Consider the following 17,900-nt stretch of genomic DNA (forward strand, 5'->3'; position numbering starts at 1 on the left):
TGTGCCTGGGACCTCGAGGTCCGGTTCGACGGCGGCCCGTCGGCCCGCTGCGGCGGACTCGGAGCCAGCCGCGGGCGGTGGCCTCTCGCGACGCGGGCTGCTCGGGCTGCTCGGCGCGGGCGCGGCGGGCATTGCTGCTGGTGGTGCAGGCGGGTACGGCATCGCCGCCGCAACCGGTGCGGGTGCCACGTCCCATGCGGGCAGCGGCACCCAGTACCCCTTCAACGGCGAGCACCAGGCCGGCATCGTCACGCCGGCGCAGGATCGCCTCCACTTCGCGACCTTCGACGTGCGCGAGGGCACCACCCGCGAGGAGCTCGTCGAGCTGCTGCAGGACTGGAGCTACGCGTCGTCCCGCCTCGTGCAGGGCCTCGACGTCTCCGCCTCCGGCGCCGTCGGCGGATCACCCCTAGCCCCACCTGACGACACGGGCGAGGCCATGGGCCTGCCGCCGTCGGCGCTCACCATCACGTTTGGCTTCGGGCCGACGCTCTTCGTCGACGGTGACGGCGTCGACCGCTTTCGGCTCGCGAGCAAACAGCCGGCGAAGCTCACGCAGCTCCCTCGGTTCTCTGGTGACGCGCTCGAGAGCGAGCTCTCCGGCGGCGACCTCTGCATTCAGGCATGTGCCGACGACCCGCAGGTCGCGGTGCACGCCATTCGCAACCTCACGCGCATCGGCTTCGGCCGCGTGATCCTCCGTTGGTCGCAGTTGGGCTTCGGCCGCACCTCGTCGACGTCGACGAGCCAGGCCACACCGCGCAACCTCTTCGGCTTCAAGGACGGCACTGCCAACGTCAAGGCCGAGGAGACGAGCGCGACCGCCGAGCACGTGTGGGTCGCGCTCGGCGACGGGGCCGACTGGCTGGCCGGGGGTTCCTTCCTGGTGGCGCGGCGCATCCGCATGATGATCGAGTCGTGGGACCGGGTGAGGCTCGAGGAGCAGGAGCAGATCATCGGCCGCGACAAGCGGGCCGGGGCTCCACTCAGTGGGGGCGAGGAGTTCACTGAGCCCGACTTCGTCGTCGAGAGCAACACCACGTTCGGGCAACCAGCAATCGACGCGAACTCGCACGTCGCCCTCTCTCACCCCACGAAGAACGCTGGAGCTCGGCTGCTGCGCCGCGGCTACAACTTCGTCGACGGCAACGACGAGCTCGGTCGACTCAACGCCGGACTCTTCTTCCTGTCGTACCAGCGGGACCCGGAGCAGTTCATCCGCGTGCAGCAGTCGCTCAGCACCGACCTGCTCAACGAGTACATCAAGCACACGGGCAGCGGAATCTGGGCGATCCCTCCCGGCGCCCGCGAAGGCGGCTTCGTGGGGGAGACTCTGTTCGCCTGAACAGCGCATAGCCGCCGCCCAGGCTTCTCATAGGCTCTTCATAGATGAACGAGGAGACTAGAGGCATGCCTGCAACCGATCAGTCGAGCTCACGGCTCGGCCCGATGCTCAAGGCGGCCGACGGGTCCGCCATCCGAGTGCTTGTCGTCGACGACGAGCCCTCGCTCACCGACCTCCTCAGAATGGCTTTGCGCTACGAGGGGTGGGAGGTTCGCACGGCAGCGGACGGTGCATCCGCTGTGAAGGTCGCGCGCGAGTTCAAGCCGCACGCCGCCGTGCTCGACATCATGCTGCCCGACACCGACGGGCTTACTCTGCTGCACCGCATCCGCGCCGACGACGAGACGCTTCCCGTGCTGTTCCTCACCGCGAAGGATGCACTCGCCGACCGCCTCGCCGGGCTCACGGCGGGTGGGGACGACTACGTCACGAAGCCCTTCAGCCTCGAAGAGGTCATCGCGCGCGTGCGCGGCCTCGTTCGGCGCTCCATGCTGACGCAGGGTGGGGCGAACGACCCGGTCCTGCGCGTCGGCGACCTCAGCCTCGACGAGGAGAGCTACGAAGTTCGCCGGGGTGAGGACCTCATCGAGCTCACCGCCACCGAGTTCGAGCTGCTGCGCTTTCTCATGCGCAACCCGCGACGCGTGCTGTCGAAAGCGCAGATCCTCGACCACGTGTGGAGCTATGACTTCGGCGGACGCGAGACCGTCGTTGAGCTCTACATCTCCTACCTGCGCAAGAAGGTGGATGCTGGCCGCGAGCCCATGATCAGCACCGTGCGCGGTGTGGGGTACATGCTCAAGGCCGCGGAATGAGCTCTGCAGGGGGAGCGCCTGAGGCGACCCCCTCAGCGCCCGTTACAACCTCGGCGTCCTCGCGCGCCTCGACCTCTTCGCGCGCGCCGCTGACGCTCCGGCGTCGCCTCGTGCTGGGGCTCGTCGCGACCCTCGTCATCGTGACCGCCACCATCGGCGCCGTGAGCGTGACGCTGCTGCACAACGTGCTCGTCGACCGGCTCGATCAGCAGCTGTCGTCGGCGAGCGACCGCGGGCGGGAGGGGGCTGGAGGGCCTGGCGGCTCCGGCGGGCCGCTCTCGATCACCCCCAACGCGACGTTCGTGCTGAAGCTGCCAGGGCAGGCGGAAGGGACCGTCGGTGCCGTCATCGACAGCGGCACAGTCATCTCGGCCGGCGCACTGAACAGCCTCGGCGAAGTCGTCTTGATCTCGGAGAGCATCGCGGAGTCGCTCGCGACCGTGCCGCAGGACGGCCAGGCGCACACGGTGACCGTCGACGGCATCGGGGAGGTTCGCGCGCAGGCAAGTGAAGGGCCAGCCGGCTACGGCGTCGTCATCGCGTTGCCGTTGGGCGACGTCAACGCGACCACGACCACGTTGAGTCTCATGATCGCGCTCATCGGGCTGCTCGGCATCGCGCTTGCCGCGCTCTTCACGTCCAGGTGGATTCGCGCATCCATGGCCCCGCTCGAACGAGTTGAGCACCTCGCGACGAGCATCTCGAAGCTGCCGCTCACGTCGGGCGACGCGGCCCTCGACGTGCGAGTCGAGCCCAGGGACGCCGACCCCCGGACCGAGGTCGGTCGAATGGGGCAGGCCTTCAACACGATGCTCGGGCACATCTCGCGCGCGTTCACCGCGCGGGAGGCGAGCGAGGCGAAGATGCGCCAGTTCGTCGCGGATGCGAGCCACGAGCTGCGCACGCCGCTCGCTTCCATCCGCGGTTATTCGGAGCTGACCCGCCGCAGCCGCGCCGACCTGCCAGAGGACACGGCACGGGCGCTGGAGCGCATCGACTCGGAATCGGTGCGCATGACGGCGCTTGTCGAGGAGCTGCTGCTGCTCGCTCGACTCGATGAAGGCGTCGAGACGGAGCACGTCCCTGTCGACCTATCGCTCATCGCGCTCGAGTCGATCGGCGACGCGCACGCCGCCTGGCCGGATCACAAGTGGAACCTCGACATCCCAGGGGTCGCCATCGAGGTGGCAGGCAACGAGGCGCAGCTGCGTCGAGTCGTGTCGAACCTGCTGGCCAACGCCAACGCACACACCCCGGCCGGTACCAACGTCTCGCTGACGCTCGGCGTCGACGGCGGGCAGGCGGCGCTGAGCGTTGTTGACGACGGCCCAGGCATCGACCCCGGCGTGCTCGAGCACCTCTTCGAGCGCTTCGTGCGTGGCGACGTCTCGCGTACGCGCGGCGAGACGGAGGCCAGTGCCATCCCGGTCACGCGGGGCACGGGCCTCGGCCTCTCGATCGTCAAGAGCGTCGTGGATGCGCACGGCGGCACGATCGCCGTCGACAGCAAGCCAGGCGAAACACGCTTCACAGTGCGGCTACCTCTGGCTGGTCCGCCCCTGAAGGCGTAGCTCAAGCCACCGCCGTTATCGATCGCTGCCAGTCAAGTTGCCCTTTCCGCGGCGCGCTGAAGGGCGAATCGACTGGCAGCGATCTGCTTCCGTGCGCGGGTCGGCGCGGCGCCTCACCTCGCGGCGTCGACCGTGTGGCGGCTCGAGTCGAGGCGGTCAGGCGGAGCGGGTGAGGCTCAGGAAGCGGTAGCGGATGCCCGTGCGGGACTCGAGCCAGCCTTCTGACGGCTCGCGAGCATCCACCCGCCACTCGTCGCCAGACCAGTCGGGGGCGTAGGCGTCGCCAGCGACCTCGAGGTCGATCTCGGTCACTTCGAGGCGGTCGGCGCTAGCGATGGCCTCGCGGTAGAGCTCGCCGCCGCCCATGATCCAGGCTTCGGTGGGAGCGCCCACGGTGCTGCCGTCAAGGGCAGAGCCAGCTCCGTCGGAGTCGGAGCCGGAGCCGGAGCCGGAGCCGCTGAAGCTCCCGGCCAGGGCGATCGCATCCTCGAGCGACCCTGCACGCTCGGCGCCCGCGGCAACCCACTCGTCCTGCCGGGTCACGACGATGTTGCGCCGCCCGGGCAGCGGCCGGAATCGTTCGGGAAGCGAGTCCCAGGTCTTGCGCCCCATGATGACGGGGTGCTTCACCGTAACGGCTTTGAAGTGCGCCAGGTCCTCAGGCACATGCCACGGGATGCCGCCCTCGGCGCCGATCACACGGCCATTCGCCTGCGCCCAGACCAGCCCGACCGTCAGGCCGTCGCCGGCGACGCCCTCTGTCTCCGCACGGACAACATCCGCCGCCCAGGTCGCGCCTGCCGCGTCGCTCATACGGCGATCGCCGCGCGGATCGTGGGGTGGTGCTGGTAGTTCGCGACCTCGAAGTCCTCGAACTCGTAGTCGAAGATCGTGTCAGGCGTGCGGTGGATGCGCAGCTGCGGGTACGGGTACGGGTCACGCGTGAGCTGCTCCCGCACCTGCTCCTCGTGGTTGTCGTAAATGTGGACGTCGCCGCCCGTCCACACGAACTCGCCGGGCTCGAGGCCCGTCTGCTGCGCAACCATGAGCGTCAGCATGGCGTAGGAGGCGATGTTGAACGGAACGCCGAGGAAGAGGTCGGCGCTGCGCTGGTAGAGCTGGCATGAGAGCTTGCCGTCGGCGACGTAGAACTGGAACAGCGCGTGGCACGGGGGCAGTGCCATGGTCGAGATCTCGGCGGGGTTCCAGGCGGTGACGATGTGTCGGCGCGAGTCGGGGTTGGCGCGGATCTGCGCGACGACCTGCTCGATCTGGTCGATGTGCCCGCCCTCGGGGGTGGGCCAGGAGCGCCACTGCACGCCGTAGACGGGGCCGAGGTCGCCGTTCTCGTCGGCCCACTCGTCCCAGATCTTCACTCCGCGCTCTTGCAGCCAACCGACGTTCGAGTCGCCGCGCAGGAACCACAGCAGCTCGTAGGCGATCGACTTGAAGTGCACGCGCTTCGTCGTGATGAGCGGGAAGCTCTCCGACAGGTCGAACCGCAGCTGGCGGCCGAACACGCTGCGCGTCCCCGTGCCGGTGCGGTCGGACTTGTGCGCGCCGTTCTCGAGGACGTCGCGCAGCAGGTCTTCGTACGGGGTCAGGATCTCCGAAGTCACGTCCCGAGGATACGCCCCGGCGGGTCTCTGGTGACCCGTTGTGCACAGGTCAAGTCGCCAGGTGACATTCTCGGCTCATCCACCGTGAGCCGGCGCCGATGGGCACCCTCGACCTCGGATGGGCGACCGGTTCGGGAGACTCGAGGGAGGGGCACCTACGCTCGTGGGATGAGCGTTCCCGCCACGAACCAGTCCGCGCCCGCCCGCCTCCTCATCGCTGGCTTCGGCAAACTCGGGGCGCGTCTGGCCGAGCGTTATTCGGCCAGGGGCACGCAGGTGTTCGGTGTGCGCCGCGGCGAAGTCGACGGCGGGCCAGGCGTGAAACTCCTTCGCGCCAACCTCGCCGACCCCGAACTGCCGCCCCTCGCCCTGCCCGGCGTCGACGCGCTGGTGGTCACCCTCCCGCCGCCCGTCATCGACGGGGAAATCGCCCCCGCCGGGTATTTGCGCTCGCTCGAGAACCTCGCGGCTGGTCTGCCGAGCATTCCTGGGCGGGTCGTGTTTGTATCGTCCACTCGCGTATTCGAAGGGCGCGGCGACGGCACCGAGATCAGCGAAGCGGACGCGCCCGCACCGACCTCCGTGAGGGCCCGTTCGCTCGTGAATGGCGAACGGAGCGCGGTTGACTTGTTTGGCGCATCCATCATTCGGCCCTCGGGGATTTACGGGCCGGGCCGGGACAGCCTCATCCGGCGGGTCCTAGCGGGGGACCCGATCCAGTACGCGCGCCGCACGAACCGGGTGCACGAGAGCGACCTCGTGCGCGCGATCGAGGCGATGCTCGACCGCGCCGACGCCCCCACGCTCCTGCACGCGACCGACGCCGGACCCGCGCCCCTCGGCGACGTGGCCACCTTCGTGGCCGAGCAGCTTGGGGCCCCCGCGCCCCCGCGCATCCACCCCGAAGAGCCGAGCGGCACTCTCCTGAGCGGCAAGCGGATGCACGCCCTCCTCTGCTCGCTTGACTACCCGAGCTACCGGGACGGGTACGCGGAAATCATCCGCGCGCGTGGGCGGCACTAAGCGCGGCTAGCCGGTCCGCGCCTCAGGCGCTTGGTGCCCGCGTCGCCTCCTCAAGCAGCTCCACGACGTGCCGGTAGCTTTCACCGGTGGCTCGGCTCATGCCCATCTCGCAGGTGCGGTTGCAGGAGGCGTGCGCATCGGCGCCGAGGCTTGCCACTTCGGCTGCCTCCGCCACTGTGGCCGAGGCGGTCAGCTCCGGGTGGAGCATGCCGCGGTCGCCGGCGAACCCGCAGCAGCCCCACGAGTCGGGCACGGTGACGGTGCTGGCGACGGCGGCGCCAACCGCATTCAGCGCAGGGTTGAGACCCATCTGCGTTGAGGAGCAGGTTGGATGCAGCACCAACGACTCGACGACCGGCTCGACGGTACCGAGCTTCGGCAGCACAACCCTCGCGACAAACGAGACGAGATCTTCAACCGAGGCACTGAGCCCGGCCCCCTCGACGATGTGCGCGAAACCCTCGGTGCAGCTGGACGCGTCGCTGATGATCGGCAGGGCGCCGTCGTTGCTCGCGACGCGGATCGCCTCGGCAACCCGCGTCGACATCGTCTTGTGGCCGCCCGTGTACCCCTTCGACGACCAGGGGGTTCCGCAGCAGAGCGACTCGATGCCCTGCGGGACCAAAACGCGCACCCCGGCGCGCTCGAGGAGACGCTCGAACGCGCTCGCGACGCCGATTCCGGTGCCCTCCGCCCCGAACATGCTGTTGACGCAGGCCGGTAGGTACACGGCGACGGGGTCGCCGTTGCCGGCCCCGATCGTCCCGGCGAGTGGTCGCCTGGCGCTCCCGCCTGCGGGCAGGTCGTCGGCGTACTGCGGCAGCATGTCGGCGCCCACGAGGGCGCGACCCACGTTCGTGGTGCCGGTCACGAGTGGCGCTGGCAGTGCATCCGCGACGGTCAGCGCCATCGAACCGGCACGCGTTACCGGCCCCCAGGCCTTCGCCGCGAGCTGCCAGCCAGCCGCCAGAACCGGGTTCTGGCGCTCGCGGCGCAGGCGCTTCACGAGCTGACCGGTGTCGATGAGCACCGGGCAGGCCGTCACGCACATGCTGTCGACGGCGCAGGTGTCGATGCCGGAGTAGTCGTAGTCGCGCTCGAGCTCGGCGAGCAGCTCGCGGCTGCCGTCAGCCTCAGCGCGCGCCATGGCGCGACGCGTGACGATGCGCTGCCTCGGCGTGAGCGTCAGGTTCTTGCTTGGGCACACCGGCTCGCAGTACCCACACTCGACGCAGCGGTCGGCCTCAACCTCGATGGTCTCGGCGTGCTTGAGGTCTTTGAGGTGGGCGTTCGGGTCGTCGTTGATGATGACCCCCGGGTTCAGCATGCCAGTCGGGTCGCACAGCCGCTTCAGCTGCACCATGACGTCGTAAATCTCGTCACCGTACTGGCGGCGAACATAGGGTGCCATGACGCGCCCGGTGCCGTGCTCGGCCTTGAGGTTGCCGTGCGCGCCAAGCACAAGCTCGACCATGTCTTCCGTGAAGTCGACGTAGCGCCCAAGCGCCTCGTCGCCTTCGAAGCGGTCAGTGAGCATGAAGTGGATGTTGCCGTCCTTCGCGTGCCCGAAGATGACGCTGTCGCGGTAGTTGTATTTCGCGAAGAGGTCCTGCAGGGCGTCGCAGGTTGGTGCCAGCGACGGCACCGGCACAACGATGTCCTCGAGCAGCGCCGTCGTGCCCGTCGGGCGGGCCCCGGCGACCGAGGCGTAGAGCCCCTTGCGGAGCTTCCACGCGGTGGCCCGCTCCACCGGGTTTGTTGAGAGGCGCACCGGGGAGCGGAGGTCGAAACCGCCGAGCGCACCCTGGCCGCCTGCGGCAAGCTCGTCCAGCTCAGCGCGGCTGTCGGCGTGGTACTCGATCAGCAGGGCGGCCTCGCCCGCCACCTCGAAGCCACGGATCTCGGCCGGTGCGTCGTCGAAACTCTGCCCGACGCGGATGCTCGTGGCATCCATCAGCTCGAGGGTTGCGGCCCTCGTCGCCACGAGTTCCGGGAGCGCCCTGGTCGCCTCGTCGAGAGACGAGAAGATCGCGAGCCCCGTCGTGATCTCGCGGCGGATGGGTACGCAGCGGTACGTTGCCTCGGCCACAAACGCGAGTGTGCCCTCGCTGCCGATGATGAGGTGCGCAAGCAGTTGCACGGGCGACTCGAAGTCAAGGAAGGCGTTGACCGCGTACCCCATCGTGTTTTTCATCGCGAACTGCCTCGCGATGATCGACACGGAGGTCGGGTTGTCGAGCACACGCCGCCGCAACCGCAGGAGCCCGTCAACGAGCGCGGGTTCCTGGGCCCGGAGTTGTGCATCCGCGTCCGCCGCCGCCGTGTTGATGGTGGTGCCGCTCGGAAGAACGATGATCATCGATTCAAGCGTCTGGTAGGTGTTCTCGGTGATGCCGCAAGCCATGCCGCTCGAGTTGTTTGCCACGACGCCCCCGATTGTGCACGCCGCCTCGCTGGCCGGGTCTGGCCCAAGTCGGTAGCCGTGCCGCAGGAGCCGACCGTTCACCTGACGGACGGTTGCCCCCGGTTGCACCCGCACGCGGGCGCCGCCGTCGAGGACTTCGATGCGCTTAAACCGCTGGCGCACGTCAACCAAGAGGTCGTCACCCGATGCCTGCCCGGAGAGGCTTGTCCCACCCGATCGGAACGTGACGCGCGTCTGGGTGGCGCTCGCCGCGCGCAGAATCGCAGCAACCTCAGCGGTGTCGGCCGCGATGACGACCGCCTGCGGGGTGAGGAGGAAGTGCGAGGCGTCGCTCGCGTTTGCAACCCGGTCGATCGCGCGCCGCTTGATGCGCTCGCCGTCGCCCACGGCGGCAGCAACCAGCGAGTGGATGCTCCCATCGCCGGCCTGGACGGGCGTCGACTCGCTTGGGGTCAGGGTCTGGGTCACGGCCATGCCGGCACCATCCAGCTCAGGATCGGGGTGGACTGCAGGTAGATGAAGCCGGTGAAGAGGACCAGCATCCCGAGGCTCCACCCGATGAGCTTCCGGAAGATGTCGCCCTCCTTGCCCGCCATGCCGACCGCGGCTGCCGCAACGGCGAGGTTCTGCGGCGACAGCATCTTGCCGAGCACACCCGCCGACGAGTTCGCCGACGCCATGAGCACGGGGTCGAGCCCGGCCTGCGTCGCCGCCGTGACCTGCAGCAGGCCAAAGAGGGAGTTGGAGGAGGTGTCGGAGCCGGTGATGGCCACACCAACCCAGCCGATGAGCGGCGAGAGCAGCGCAAAGAATCCGCCGGCAGAGGCGAGCGCAAAGCCGAGGCTCTGCGTCTGCCCGGAGAGGTTCATGACAAAGGAGAGGGCAAGCACGGCGACGACGGTGATGATCGTGAAGCGCAGCTGGTGGATGGTCTCCGTGAAGGCGCCGAGGGCCCGCCGCGGCGAGATCTTGTAGAGCGCCGTGACGATGATGCCCGAAAGGAGCAGGAGCGTGCCCGTGGCGCCGATGTGGCCAAGCTTGAAGGTCATCGCGCCGACGGGGTCGCCGGCCGGGCTGACCACGTCGAGGCCGGGCCACTGGAACACAAACGTGCCGTTGACGCTCAGCCACTCCTTGATGACGGGGATCTGGCTGACCGAGAAGACCGCGATGATGACGACGTACGGCAGGACCGCGTACCAGGTCAGCTTGCGCTCGCTGTACTTGCTCTTGTCGATCGTCTGCTCGCTCTCCGAGGCGAGCACCGTGCGCGTGACCGTGGTTGTCGTGGAGCCGCCACCCCGGTTTGGCGTTGCGCCGGCGTTGGTTCCGCCGCCGTTGTTGCTCGTGCCGGAGGCTGTGCGGCCTGTCGTGTGGCCAGCGGATGCGGCCGGCTCGGTGCCGTCAGCGGCTCCGGCAAGCGACTGCTCGCCTTCCCCGTCCTCGGGGAACGAGAGCGGCACCTTCGGCTGCCAGACGCGCAGCATGAGGAGCACCGCGGCCACCGTCACGACTGCGGCGACGATGTCGGTGATCTCGACGGCGATGTAGTTCGCGGTCACGAACTGGGCGAGGCCAAACACGACACCAGCGACAAGCGCGACGGGCCAGGTCTGCCGGACCCCGCGCATCCCGTCAACCAGGAAAACAAGGATGAGCGGCACGATGACGGCCACAAACGGCGTCTGGCGGCCGGCCATCTGCGAGAGCACGTCGATATCGATGCCGGTGACCGCGCTGAGCGTGATGATGGGGGCAGCCATCGCGCCGAACGCCACCGGGGCGGTGTTCGCGAGGAGGGAGACAACCGCGGCCTTGAGGGGCTTCATGCCCGCTGCCATCAGCATGGCCGCGGAGATCGCGACCGGGGCGCCGAAGCCCGCCAGCGATTCGAGGAGCGCGCCGAAGCAGAACGCGATGAGGATCGCGAGTACTCGCTGGTCGTCGCTCACGGCACGCACCCGCTCGCCGAGAACCTCAAACCAGCCGGTGACAACGCTGAGGCGGTACACCCAGAGCGCGGTGACCAGGATCCAGAGGATCGGGACGACGCCGTAGAGCGCGCCCTCCGCGGTGGCGCTAAGTGCCTGCAGCGGCGGCATTTGCCAGACCGAGATGGCCAGGATGATCGAGAGGGCCAGGCTGACCAGTGCGGCCTTCCACGCCTTCACCCGGAACACTCCGAGCAGCACAAACAGGGTGACGAGTGGCACGACGGCAACCAACGCCGAGAGGCCAAGCGACCCGAAGACCGGGTCGAGAATCTGTTGGAACACGCGTGTCTCCTCATTGAGCGGTGTGTGTTGTTGGCGCGGAACCGATGACCGATTCGCGACAAGTCATATTGTTAGACAAGTTTGCATGTTAGTCAAGTGTGCGTTCAGGGTTCGCTGGCGTACGCTTCGGTCCGAGGCTCGCGAGTGCCGGCCTCATGAAACCCGTCTCGTGGAATCCGCCTCGTGAAACGCAAGGAGCAGTCGTGCCGTCACTCCTGGGAGTCGTCTCGGTCATCGAGGCCGTCACCGCCGATCTGCGGCAGCGCATCCTCACGGGCGAGCTGCAGCCGGGTGCGCCCCTCGCCGAGGTTGAAGTCTCAATCGAGTACGACGTTGCACGTCCCACCGCCAAGGCGGCCATTGAAAACCTCGTGCGCGACCGGCTCCTCGAGCGGCGCGCGCACAAGACCGCCCGCGTGCTGCGCATGAACCCAGAAGACGCTCGCGATATCTACCGAACTCGAGCCATCGTCGAGGCTGAGGTGCTGCGTGAGCTTGCAGAAAAACGCCTCGTGCCGAGCCACGCACGCGAAGCGAACGAAGCCATCAAGGCGCTCGCGGGCGCATCGCCCCGCGACATTGTCGAGCCAGACATGCGCTTCCATCGCTCGTTGGTCGACGCGCTTGCTAGTGAACGCACCAGTCGTATGTACGACTCGCTCGCCTCCGAAGTGGTCTTCTGCATGTCGCAGGTGCAGGGCGCTGAACTCCTGCCCGCGGGACTGATCGCCGCCGAACACGAGCACCTCCTCGAACTCATCGAGGCGGGTGAGGGAGATCGTGCAGCCGAGGTCCTCCGCGTGCATATCGGGCGTGCGCGCGAGCGCCTCGCCGAGCGCCTCGGCGGCGAAGCCGGCCCGGAGGCCGCCGCGCCGCCCGCTACCGAGGTTGTGTTCACGCAGTAGCGCTCGCGGGTCGCGGCGCGACGCGACGCGGTAATACTGGTCGGGGCGCCATCTGGCGCAACGCTCCGCCGCAGTCGACTCACCCGAAGGAGCCAGGTGTCCGATCTCATCCTCATCGCAGGCACGATCGTGACGATGGATGCGCAGCATCCGCGCGCATCCGCCGTCGCCGTCTCGGACGGCAAGATCGTCGCCGTTGGGACCCTCGCCGAATGCGCCGAAGTGCTGCCGGGCGCCCGGGTCGTCGACAGCGGCGTGCCCGTGCTCATGCCCGGCTTCGTCGACCCGCACAGCCACCCGTTCCTGAGCGGCCTCGCGACGCAGCTCCCCGCCCTGTCGATCGCGCCGTGGAAGGCGCCGACCTGGGGCGAGGTGCTGAGCATCTTCTCGCAGGCGATGGCCGAGCACGACGCGGATGCTCCCCTCCTCTTCAACGGCTTCGACGCGCTCCTGCACGGCAAGCCAGCCCCGACCGCCGCAGACCTCGACGCGATCTTCGGCGACCGCGTCGCGGTCGTCGTCGACAACTCTGGGCACGCCTGCTCCTTCACGTCGGCGCTCGTCCGGAGTCGCGGCTGGGACGCGAACCCTCCCGCAGACCCGGTCGGCGGCTCCTTCGCTCGAGACGCCGAGGGCGCCCTGACCGGCATCTCGTTCGAGATCCCCGCGAATACAGCGGTGCTCGGACCCGTCTTGCAGCAGCTCGGCGGGAACCCGCTCGGCAGTGCCGCCGAGTACTACGCGCTCATGGCGCGCGCCGGCATCACCTCGACCTCCGATATGACCTTCTCGGGCGATCTCGCCCCCGCCTACGAAGCGCTCGCTGCCATGCCGTCTTCGCCACTGCGCGTGAGCCTGTGGGAGGTCTCGACGGCACCTGCCCCCGGGGCCAAGGCCACGTTCGCCGCGGGGGAGGAGCGCCTCGTCAAGCAGGGGGTGAAGCTCTGGACGGACGGCTCCCCGTGGATCGGCAACATCGCGATCTCGTTCCCGTGTATTGCGAGCGACGCGACGAAGCGGGCCGGCATCCACCCCGCGACGGCGGGCGGCGCATCCGCCATGAACTACTCGCGAGAGCAGGTGAATGCGACCCTTGACGCGTGCGCGCCGCTCGGCTGGCAGATGTCCTTCCACGCCAACGGCGACCTCGCCATCGACTTCGCGCTCGATGCCTACGAGCGAGCACTCGCCGAGCATGGCCTGCTCGGCACTGACCATCGCTGGCGAATCGAGCACGCGGGGGCTGGCCGCCGAGACCAGTTCGAGCGGGCCGCGCACCTCGGCGTACACGTGTCGCTCGCGCCGTTCCAGTACTACTACTGGGGCGACCTCCTCGACGGCGAGATGTTCGCTCCCGAGCACGGGTCCCGCTGGCAGGCGTTCGCAGACGCGGTCGATGCGGGAGTGGTCGTCTCGCTGCACAACGACGGATCCGTGTCGCCGCCTACGCCCATCCTGAACGTGCAGACGGCCACGACCCGCCGCACGAGCAGCGGGCGCATCCATTCCCCGAACCAGGCGATCTCCGTGGATGCGGCGCTCAAGGCGCACACGATCGACGCGGCACGTACCCTTCACCGCGAGCATCTCGTCGGCTCGATCGCGGTGGGCAAGCTCGCCGACTTCGTCGAGCTGAGCGCGGACCCGTACGCCGTGACGCCCCGCTACCTGGATGAACGGGTCAAGGTGCTCGGAACCTGGGTCGACGGCTCGCGGATCGAGCTGCCGGAGTTCCTCGCCGCGGCCCACGCCAGCGACCCTGCCCCGCACGCGCACCACGCGGCGCGCGGTCACACCGGGCACGGCTGCTGACTCGCGCGGGCCCGCCTGACGAGAGCGGTGGCTCAGAAGGTGCCGCCCGCTTCGTCAATTTAGGGGCGATTTGACGACGGCGCCTCGATGGCGGGGCCGGCGCCCCCGGAGTGAGGAGGCGGCCCGTGGGGGCGGCGCCCGCTTTGCCCCTAAATTGGCGCGGACAGCGGACAGCGGACAGTGGACGGCGGGGCGAGGGGAGTTGCATGAACGTTGAGACGGCGGGCGGCCGAGGTGGGTGTGCCCGGAAGCATCCGTCTAGCCCCTAGCCCCTAGCCCCTAGTCGCGGATGCGGCGACGTTCCCAGGCGAGCGCGATGTGGTCGCGCATCTCGCGGGCGGCTGCGTCGCTGTCGCCCGCCTCGATGGCGTCGTACACGCGCTGGTGCTCTTCGAGGGTGAGCCGCACGGCGTCGGCGCCAGGAGCTCCGTAGTAGCGGCTGCTCTCGCCGGCGCGCTTCGAGAGGCTGCGGGCGATGCCGGAGGCGAGGCGGTCGCCGGCGACATCCATGACGGCGAAGTGGAAGGCGACGTCAGCGGCTGCGAACGCGTCGCGCTCTTCCGCTGTGGCGTGCATGGTGTCGAGGTGGTCGTGGATGACGCGCAGCTCGTCGTCGCTCCTCGCGCTCGCAGCGGCCGCGGCGATGCTCGACTCGAGCTGCCCGCGCACGACGGCGAGCTCGTCGAGGATGCCGAGCGTCTCGTCGTTCTCGATCATGGTGCCGAGGACAACCTTGTCGAGGATGTTCCATTCCGACTGCGGGGCGATCTGCGTCCCGCGCCCTTGCACGACGGAGACCATCCCCTTTTCCTCGAGCCGCTTCATGGATTCGCGGATGACGGTGCGGCTCACGCCGAAGTTCTCGCAGAGCTCGGTCTCGGTGGGGAGGAGGTCGCCTGGTGCGACCTCTCCGGTGACGATGGCGGAGACGAGGTCGTGCACAACTTGCACGCCGAGCCTCGCGGCGGGCGTGCGGTGGGCGCCGAGCCGGGGCGTCGTGGTGCTGGACATGCGGCGATTGTAGTCACGAACCCGCGCCTGGAGAGGCGCACACGGGCAAAGTGACGAAAAACATATGACGAATAAATCATGTGATGTATGCTGAATGTCCCATCTGAAGATCAAGGACGATATGAAGATCACCGGCTTCCGTTTGCTCACGACCAGGCACGACTGGGGGCGGTCCATCGGCGACGTCAACGGCCACATCCGCGCCGCGGTCACCGACGTCCCCATCGTGATCCTCGAGACGGACGAGGGGGTCGAGGGTATTGGTATCGGCTCGCACGCCGACGTCGCGAGGCTCTTCCCGGCGCTCGAGGGTGAGGGGCCGCGCGGGGTCTCCGCGCTCTTTGACCGGATGCTCGCCCAGGTCTTCAAGTCGGGTCACGCGGGCGCGACCTACGGTGGCGTCGCAACGCTCGACGCTGCACTCTGGGACCTCAAGGCGAAGCTCGCCGGCGGACAGCTCTGGCGTCTGCTCGGCGGTCGCGACAGGTTCGTGCCCGGGTACGCATCCGGCCTCGATATCGCGCTCGACGACGGCGAGCTCGTCGCCTTCTACGAGGACTTCGCCGAGCGCGGCTACGTGGCAGGCAAGCTCAAGGGCGGCGTCGACCCGGTCGCCGACCTGCGCAGGCTGCGTCTCCTGCACGGAGTGCTCGGACGCAACACCCCGAGCCCAGGCCTCATGCTCGACGCGAACGAGTCGTGGCAGGTGAAGCAGGCCGTGCGCTACGTGGCGGCGATCGAGAGTGAGATCGACCTGCTCTGGGTCGAGGAGCCGTTGCGGCGGTGGGATGCCCTTGGCCACGCCCGCCTGTCGGCGGCGGTGCGCGCTGCGGTCGCGACGGGGGAGAACCTGACGGGTGTTGACCAGTTCCGTCCGCTCTTCGACGCTGGCGCTCCGGACATCGTGCAGGCCGGCGCGATCTGGGGCGTCACGCATGTGCTGCGACTCGCCTATGCCGCGAACGCGCGAAACCTGCCCGTGAGCCCTGTTGGCTACAATACGAACCCCGCCGTCGCGGCGGCCATGACGGCCGTGCCCAACCACCTCACGACCGAGGTGCAGGCGCTGCACTGGGCGCACGGTATGAGCGTCGACCAGGAGTTCGCCGATGGCGGCATCGTGCTCGGTGACGCGGTCGGGGCAGGTATCTCGATCGACGAGGCTGCGATCGTGGATGCTGGGCGTGGCTGGGCGGAACCAGCCGGCCCGCACATGCGCCCGTCTCGCGCGGGCCTCAGGGTTGTGCTCGACGGCATCGAGCGCTGAGCGGATGCGCGCTCCGCGACTCCCGAAGAACCCGCCGCGCGGGACTTGCGGCGCAGTCGCCACATCGATACATTAGATGCAATGGCAGCGCTACCAGTAGCGCTCACATGGCTCGGACTTCCCCGGTCCAGAAGCACACGCTCACGCAACGGCGCGAAGGAGTCGCAGTGTCCACGAGTTCCCTTGAAGCACAGGCTCAGGAGGCCGAGGTCGGCAGCGGCGCGCTCCTCCCGGACGGCCCCGTGCGTGCCCGCTCCGCGAAGATCGGCGCCATCGGCGCTGGCGCCATCATGGCAGACCAGCATCTCGCCGCCTACAACGAGGCCGGATTCCCCGTCGTCGCCATCGCCTCCCGCACGAAGGGGAACGCCGAGCGCGTCGCCGAGCGGTGGAACATCCCGACCGTGCACGACACCCCGGAGCTCCTCATCGAGGACCCGGACGGCGCGGTGCTCATGCTCGGCACGATGTTCGCTCCCATCGTCGACCGCGACCAGCCGGACCACGGCTTCACGCACCACGCCGGTGACGTCGTTCGCATCTCTTCGCCAGCCCTCGGTAGTCTGGTGGGCCAGGTACAGAGCAGTGAGGGGTGTGCGCCGTGGACATTCGGGGTCGCAGCGCTCATGCGCAATCTGGCGGCCAGAAGGCTCCTGTGACCAGGCGGTCGACGCAGAAGGTGACGCTCACCGACGTCGCCGCGTCTGCGGGAGTGTCGCCGCAGACCGTCTCCCGCGTGCTCCGGACGCCGGAGCTCGTGTCGGCTGACACTCTCGAGCGCGTGCAGTCGGCGATCGGTGCGCTCGGCTATGTGCCGAACCTGGCGGCGTCGAACCTGGCGTCGAACCGCTCGATGACGGTCGCGGCGATTGTCCCGTCCATCTCTGCATCGGTGTTCGCCGATGCGTTGCACGGCCTCGAGGCGACGCTCTCGCCCTCCGGCTACCAGCTCTTCATCGGTACGACCGGGTACAGCCCGGAGCACGAGGAGGAGCTTGTGCGGGCTTTCCTCGGGCGGCGACCGGATGGCATGTTCATCGTCGGCGCCCAGCACACGGATGCGGCGGCAACGCTGCTGCGCGCGTCCGGCATCCCGGTGGTCGAAGCGTGGGACTCGAGCGAGAACCCCGTCGACAACCTCATCGGCTTCTCCAACGAGGATGCGATCCGGGCGCTGGTCGAATATGTGCAGGGCAAGGGATACGCGCACCCGACGTTCGCTGGCTCGTTCCAGTCGGGCGACTTCCGTGCGGCCGCGAGGCGCGCGAGCTTCGAGGCGTCCGTCGCCGAGCTGTATCCGGGTGAGACGGTGCGCGTCGTCGACTCCGGGGTCGCCGCCGTCGACCTCGAGACGGGACGCGACCTGCTCGACGCGGCGCTGCGCGAGCATCCCGAAACCGACGCGCTCATGTTTGCGAGCGACGTGTTCGCCGCCGGCGCCGTGCTGGAGTGCGCCCGCCGCGGCGTTTCCGTTCCCGGCGAGCTTGCAGTGACGGGCTTCGGCGACTTCGAGCTGTCGTCGCACCTCACGCCGACGCTCACGACCGTCGCGGTGCCCAACCGCGAGATCGGCACGAAGGCGGGCGAGTTGCTGCTGGCGCGCATGAGCCGTGGCGGTGCGGATGCGCCCCAGGGCGAGACGGTCGACCTCGGCTTCGAGGTCGTAGCCCGCGAGAGCGCGTAGCCGCGAGCGAGCCGCCGCCGCGTCCGGGCCGTCGCCTACGCGCCGCTGCCTATGCGCCGCCGCTGCCTACGCGCCGAGCGGGGCCAGTGTTGTGGCGTTGTGCACCCGGGGGACGCGCGGACAGCGTTTTCCCACAACCCTGTCGGC

Annotated in this window: 14 protein-coding genes; 9 read left to right on the plus strand and 5 right to left on the minus strand. The window is 68.8% G+C overall.

What is annotated here, in order from left to right; genetic code table 11:
- The first annotated feature begins 1 nt into the window (after window position 1).
- The 3 genes from efeB (at window position 2) to FHX72_RS12285 (ending at window position 3,731) form a co-directional block, all read left to right on the plus strand.
- Window positions 2–1,345 (plus strand): iron uptake transporter deferrochelatase/peroxidase subunit, encoded by a 1,344-nt coding sequence (gene efeB / locus FHX72_RS12275; RefSeq protein ID WP_183625468.1) that lies wholly within the window; start codon window positions 2–4, stop codon window positions 1,343–1,345.
- 65 nt (window positions 1,346–1,410) lie between these two features.
- Window positions 1,411–2,160, plus strand: a complete 750-nt coding sequence (locus FHX72_RS12280; RefSeq protein WP_068476746.1) for a response regulator transcription factor — start codon at window positions 1,411–1,413, stop codon at window positions 2,158–2,160.
- Window positions 2,157–3,731: a sensor histidine kinase gene (locus FHX72_RS12285; RefSeq protein WP_183625470.1), complete on the plus strand. Its 1,575-nt coding sequence runs from the start codon at window positions 2,157–2,159 to the stop codon at window positions 3,729–3,731. The genes FHX72_RS12280 and FHX72_RS12285 overlap by 4 nt, the downstream gene beginning before the upstream one ends.
- Window positions 3,732–3,887: 156 nt before the next feature.
- Here FHX72_RS12285 and FHX72_RS12290 read toward each other — a convergent pair whose 3' ends face one another.
- Window positions 3,888–4,544 carry a dihydrofolate reductase gene (locus FHX72_RS12290; protein ID WP_183625472.1) on the minus strand — a complete coding sequence of 219 codons (657 nt, stop codon included), beginning with the start codon at window positions 4,542–4,544 and terminating at the stop codon, window positions 3,888–3,890.
- Entirely contained in the window at window positions 4,541–5,350 is an 810-nt protein-coding gene (locus tag FHX72_RS12295; protein WP_068494105.1) for a thymidylate synthase, read from the minus strand. The genes FHX72_RS12290 and FHX72_RS12295 overlap by 4 nt, the downstream gene beginning before the upstream one ends.
- A gap of 168 nt (window positions 5,351–5,518) precedes the next feature.
- Between FHX72_RS12295 and FHX72_RS12300 the strand changes: the two genes are divergently transcribed.
- On the plus strand, window positions 5,519–6,373 hold the full coding sequence (locus tag FHX72_RS12300) for a sugar nucleotide-binding protein (protein ID WP_183625474.1): 855 nt from the start codon (window positions 5,519–5,521) through the stop codon (window positions 6,371–6,373).
- 22 nt (window positions 6,374–6,395) lie between these two features.
- Here the strand turns inward: FHX72_RS12300 and FHX72_RS12305 are convergent, their stop codons facing one another.
- Both FHX72_RS12305 and FHX72_RS12310 read right to left on the minus strand, forming a co-directional pair.
- Window positions 6,396–9,272: an FAD-binding and (Fe-S)-binding domain-containing protein gene (locus FHX72_RS12305; protein ID WP_183625477.1), complete on the minus strand. Its 2,877-nt coding sequence runs from the start codon at window positions 9,270–9,272 to the stop codon at window positions 6,396–6,398.
- Complete coding sequence (locus FHX72_RS12310; protein ID WP_068476753.1) at window positions 9,263–11,074, minus strand: L-lactate permease; 1,812 nt, start codon at window positions 11,072–11,074, stop codon at window positions 9,263–9,265. The genes FHX72_RS12305 and FHX72_RS12310 overlap by 10 nt, the downstream gene beginning before the upstream one ends.
- A gap of 203 nt (window positions 11,075–11,277) precedes the next feature.
- On the opposite strand from FHX72_RS12310, the gene FHX72_RS12315 reads away from it, so the two are divergent.
- Together FHX72_RS12315 and FHX72_RS12320 are read left to right on the plus strand one after the other, a co-directional pair.
- Window positions 11,278–11,979 carry a GntR family transcriptional regulator gene (locus FHX72_RS12315; protein ID WP_338110126.1) on the plus strand — a complete coding sequence of 234 codons (702 nt, stop codon included), beginning with the start codon at window positions 11,278–11,280 and terminating at the stop codon, window positions 11,977–11,979.
- A gap of 96 nt (window positions 11,980–12,075) precedes the next feature.
- Complete coding sequence (locus FHX72_RS12320) at window positions 12,076–13,791, plus strand: amidohydrolase (RefSeq protein ID WP_183625483.1); 1,716 nt, start codon at window positions 12,076–12,078, stop codon at window positions 13,789–13,791.
- 279 nt (window positions 13,792–14,070) lie between these two features.
- Here the strand turns inward: FHX72_RS12320 and FHX72_RS12325 are convergent, their stop codons facing one another.
- A complete protein-coding gene (locus tag FHX72_RS12325; RefSeq protein WP_183625485.1) occupies window positions 14,071–14,802 on the minus strand; it encodes a FadR/GntR family transcriptional regulator in 732 nt (243 codons plus the stop codon).
- A 94-nt stretch (window positions 14,803–14,896) separates the two neighbouring features.
- On the opposite strand from FHX72_RS12325, the gene FHX72_RS12330 reads away from it, so the two are divergent.
- The 3 genes from FHX72_RS12330 (at window position 14,897) to FHX72_RS12340 (ending at window position 17,753) form a co-directional block, all read left to right on the plus strand.
- Window positions 14,897–16,069 carry a mandelate racemase/muconate lactonizing enzyme family protein gene (locus FHX72_RS12330; RefSeq protein WP_244964235.1) on the plus strand — a complete coding sequence of 391 codons (1,173 nt, stop codon included), beginning with the start codon at window positions 14,897–14,899 and terminating at the stop codon, window positions 16,067–16,069.
- A 167-nt stretch (window positions 16,070–16,236) separates the two neighbouring features.
- Window positions 16,237–16,728 (plus strand): Gfo/Idh/MocA family oxidoreductase, encoded by a 492-nt coding sequence (locus tag FHX72_RS12335; protein ID WP_221186938.1) that lies wholly within the window; start codon window positions 16,237–16,239, stop codon window positions 16,726–16,728.
- Window positions 16,725–17,753, plus strand: coding sequence for a substrate-binding domain-containing protein (locus FHX72_RS12340; RefSeq protein WP_221186939.1), 1,029 nt, complete (start codon window positions 16,725–16,727; stop codon window positions 17,751–17,753). Before FHX72_RS12335 ends, FHX72_RS12340 begins: the two co-directional genes overlap by 4 nt.
- Window positions 17,754–17,900 lie beyond the last annotated feature (147 nt).

Origin of the sequence: Pseudoclavibacter helvolus (assembly GCF_014191305.1) — a bacterium.
In the GTDB taxonomy this organism is placed as follows: domain Bacteria; phylum Actinomycetota; class Actinomycetes; order Actinomycetales; family Microbacteriaceae; genus Pseudoclavibacter; species Pseudoclavibacter helvolus.

Bases quoted from the DNA above. Each gene is read 5' to 3' on its own strand.
- FHX72_RS12300 (WP_183625474.1), top strand. From the start codon at position 5,519: ATGAGCGTTCCCGCCACGAACCAGTCCGCGCCCGCCCGCCTCCTCATC.
- FHX72_RS12290 (WP_183625472.1), bottom strand. From the start codon at position 4,544: ATGAGCGACGCGGCAGGCGCGACCTGGGCGGCGGATGTTGTCCGTGCG.
- FHX72_RS12285 (WP_183625470.1), top strand. From the start codon at position 2,157: ATGAGCTCTGCAGGGGGAGCGCCTGAGGCGACCCCCTCAGCGCCCGTT.
- FHX72_RS12330 (WP_244964235.1), top strand. From the start codon at position 14,897: ATGTCCCATCTGAAGATCAAGGACGATATGAAGATCACCGGCTTCCGT.
- FHX72_RS12280 (WP_068476746.1), top strand. From the start codon at position 1,411: ATGCCTGCAACCGATCAGTCGAGCTCACGGCTCGGCCCGATGCTCAAG.
- FHX72_RS12325 (WP_183625485.1), bottom strand. From the start codon at position 14,802: ATGTCCAGCACCACGACGCCCCGGCTCGGCGCCCACCGCACGCCCGCC.
- FHX72_RS12305 (WP_183625477.1), bottom strand. From the start codon at position 9,272: ATGGCCGTGACCCAGACCCTGACCCCAAGCGAGTCGACGCCCGTCCAG.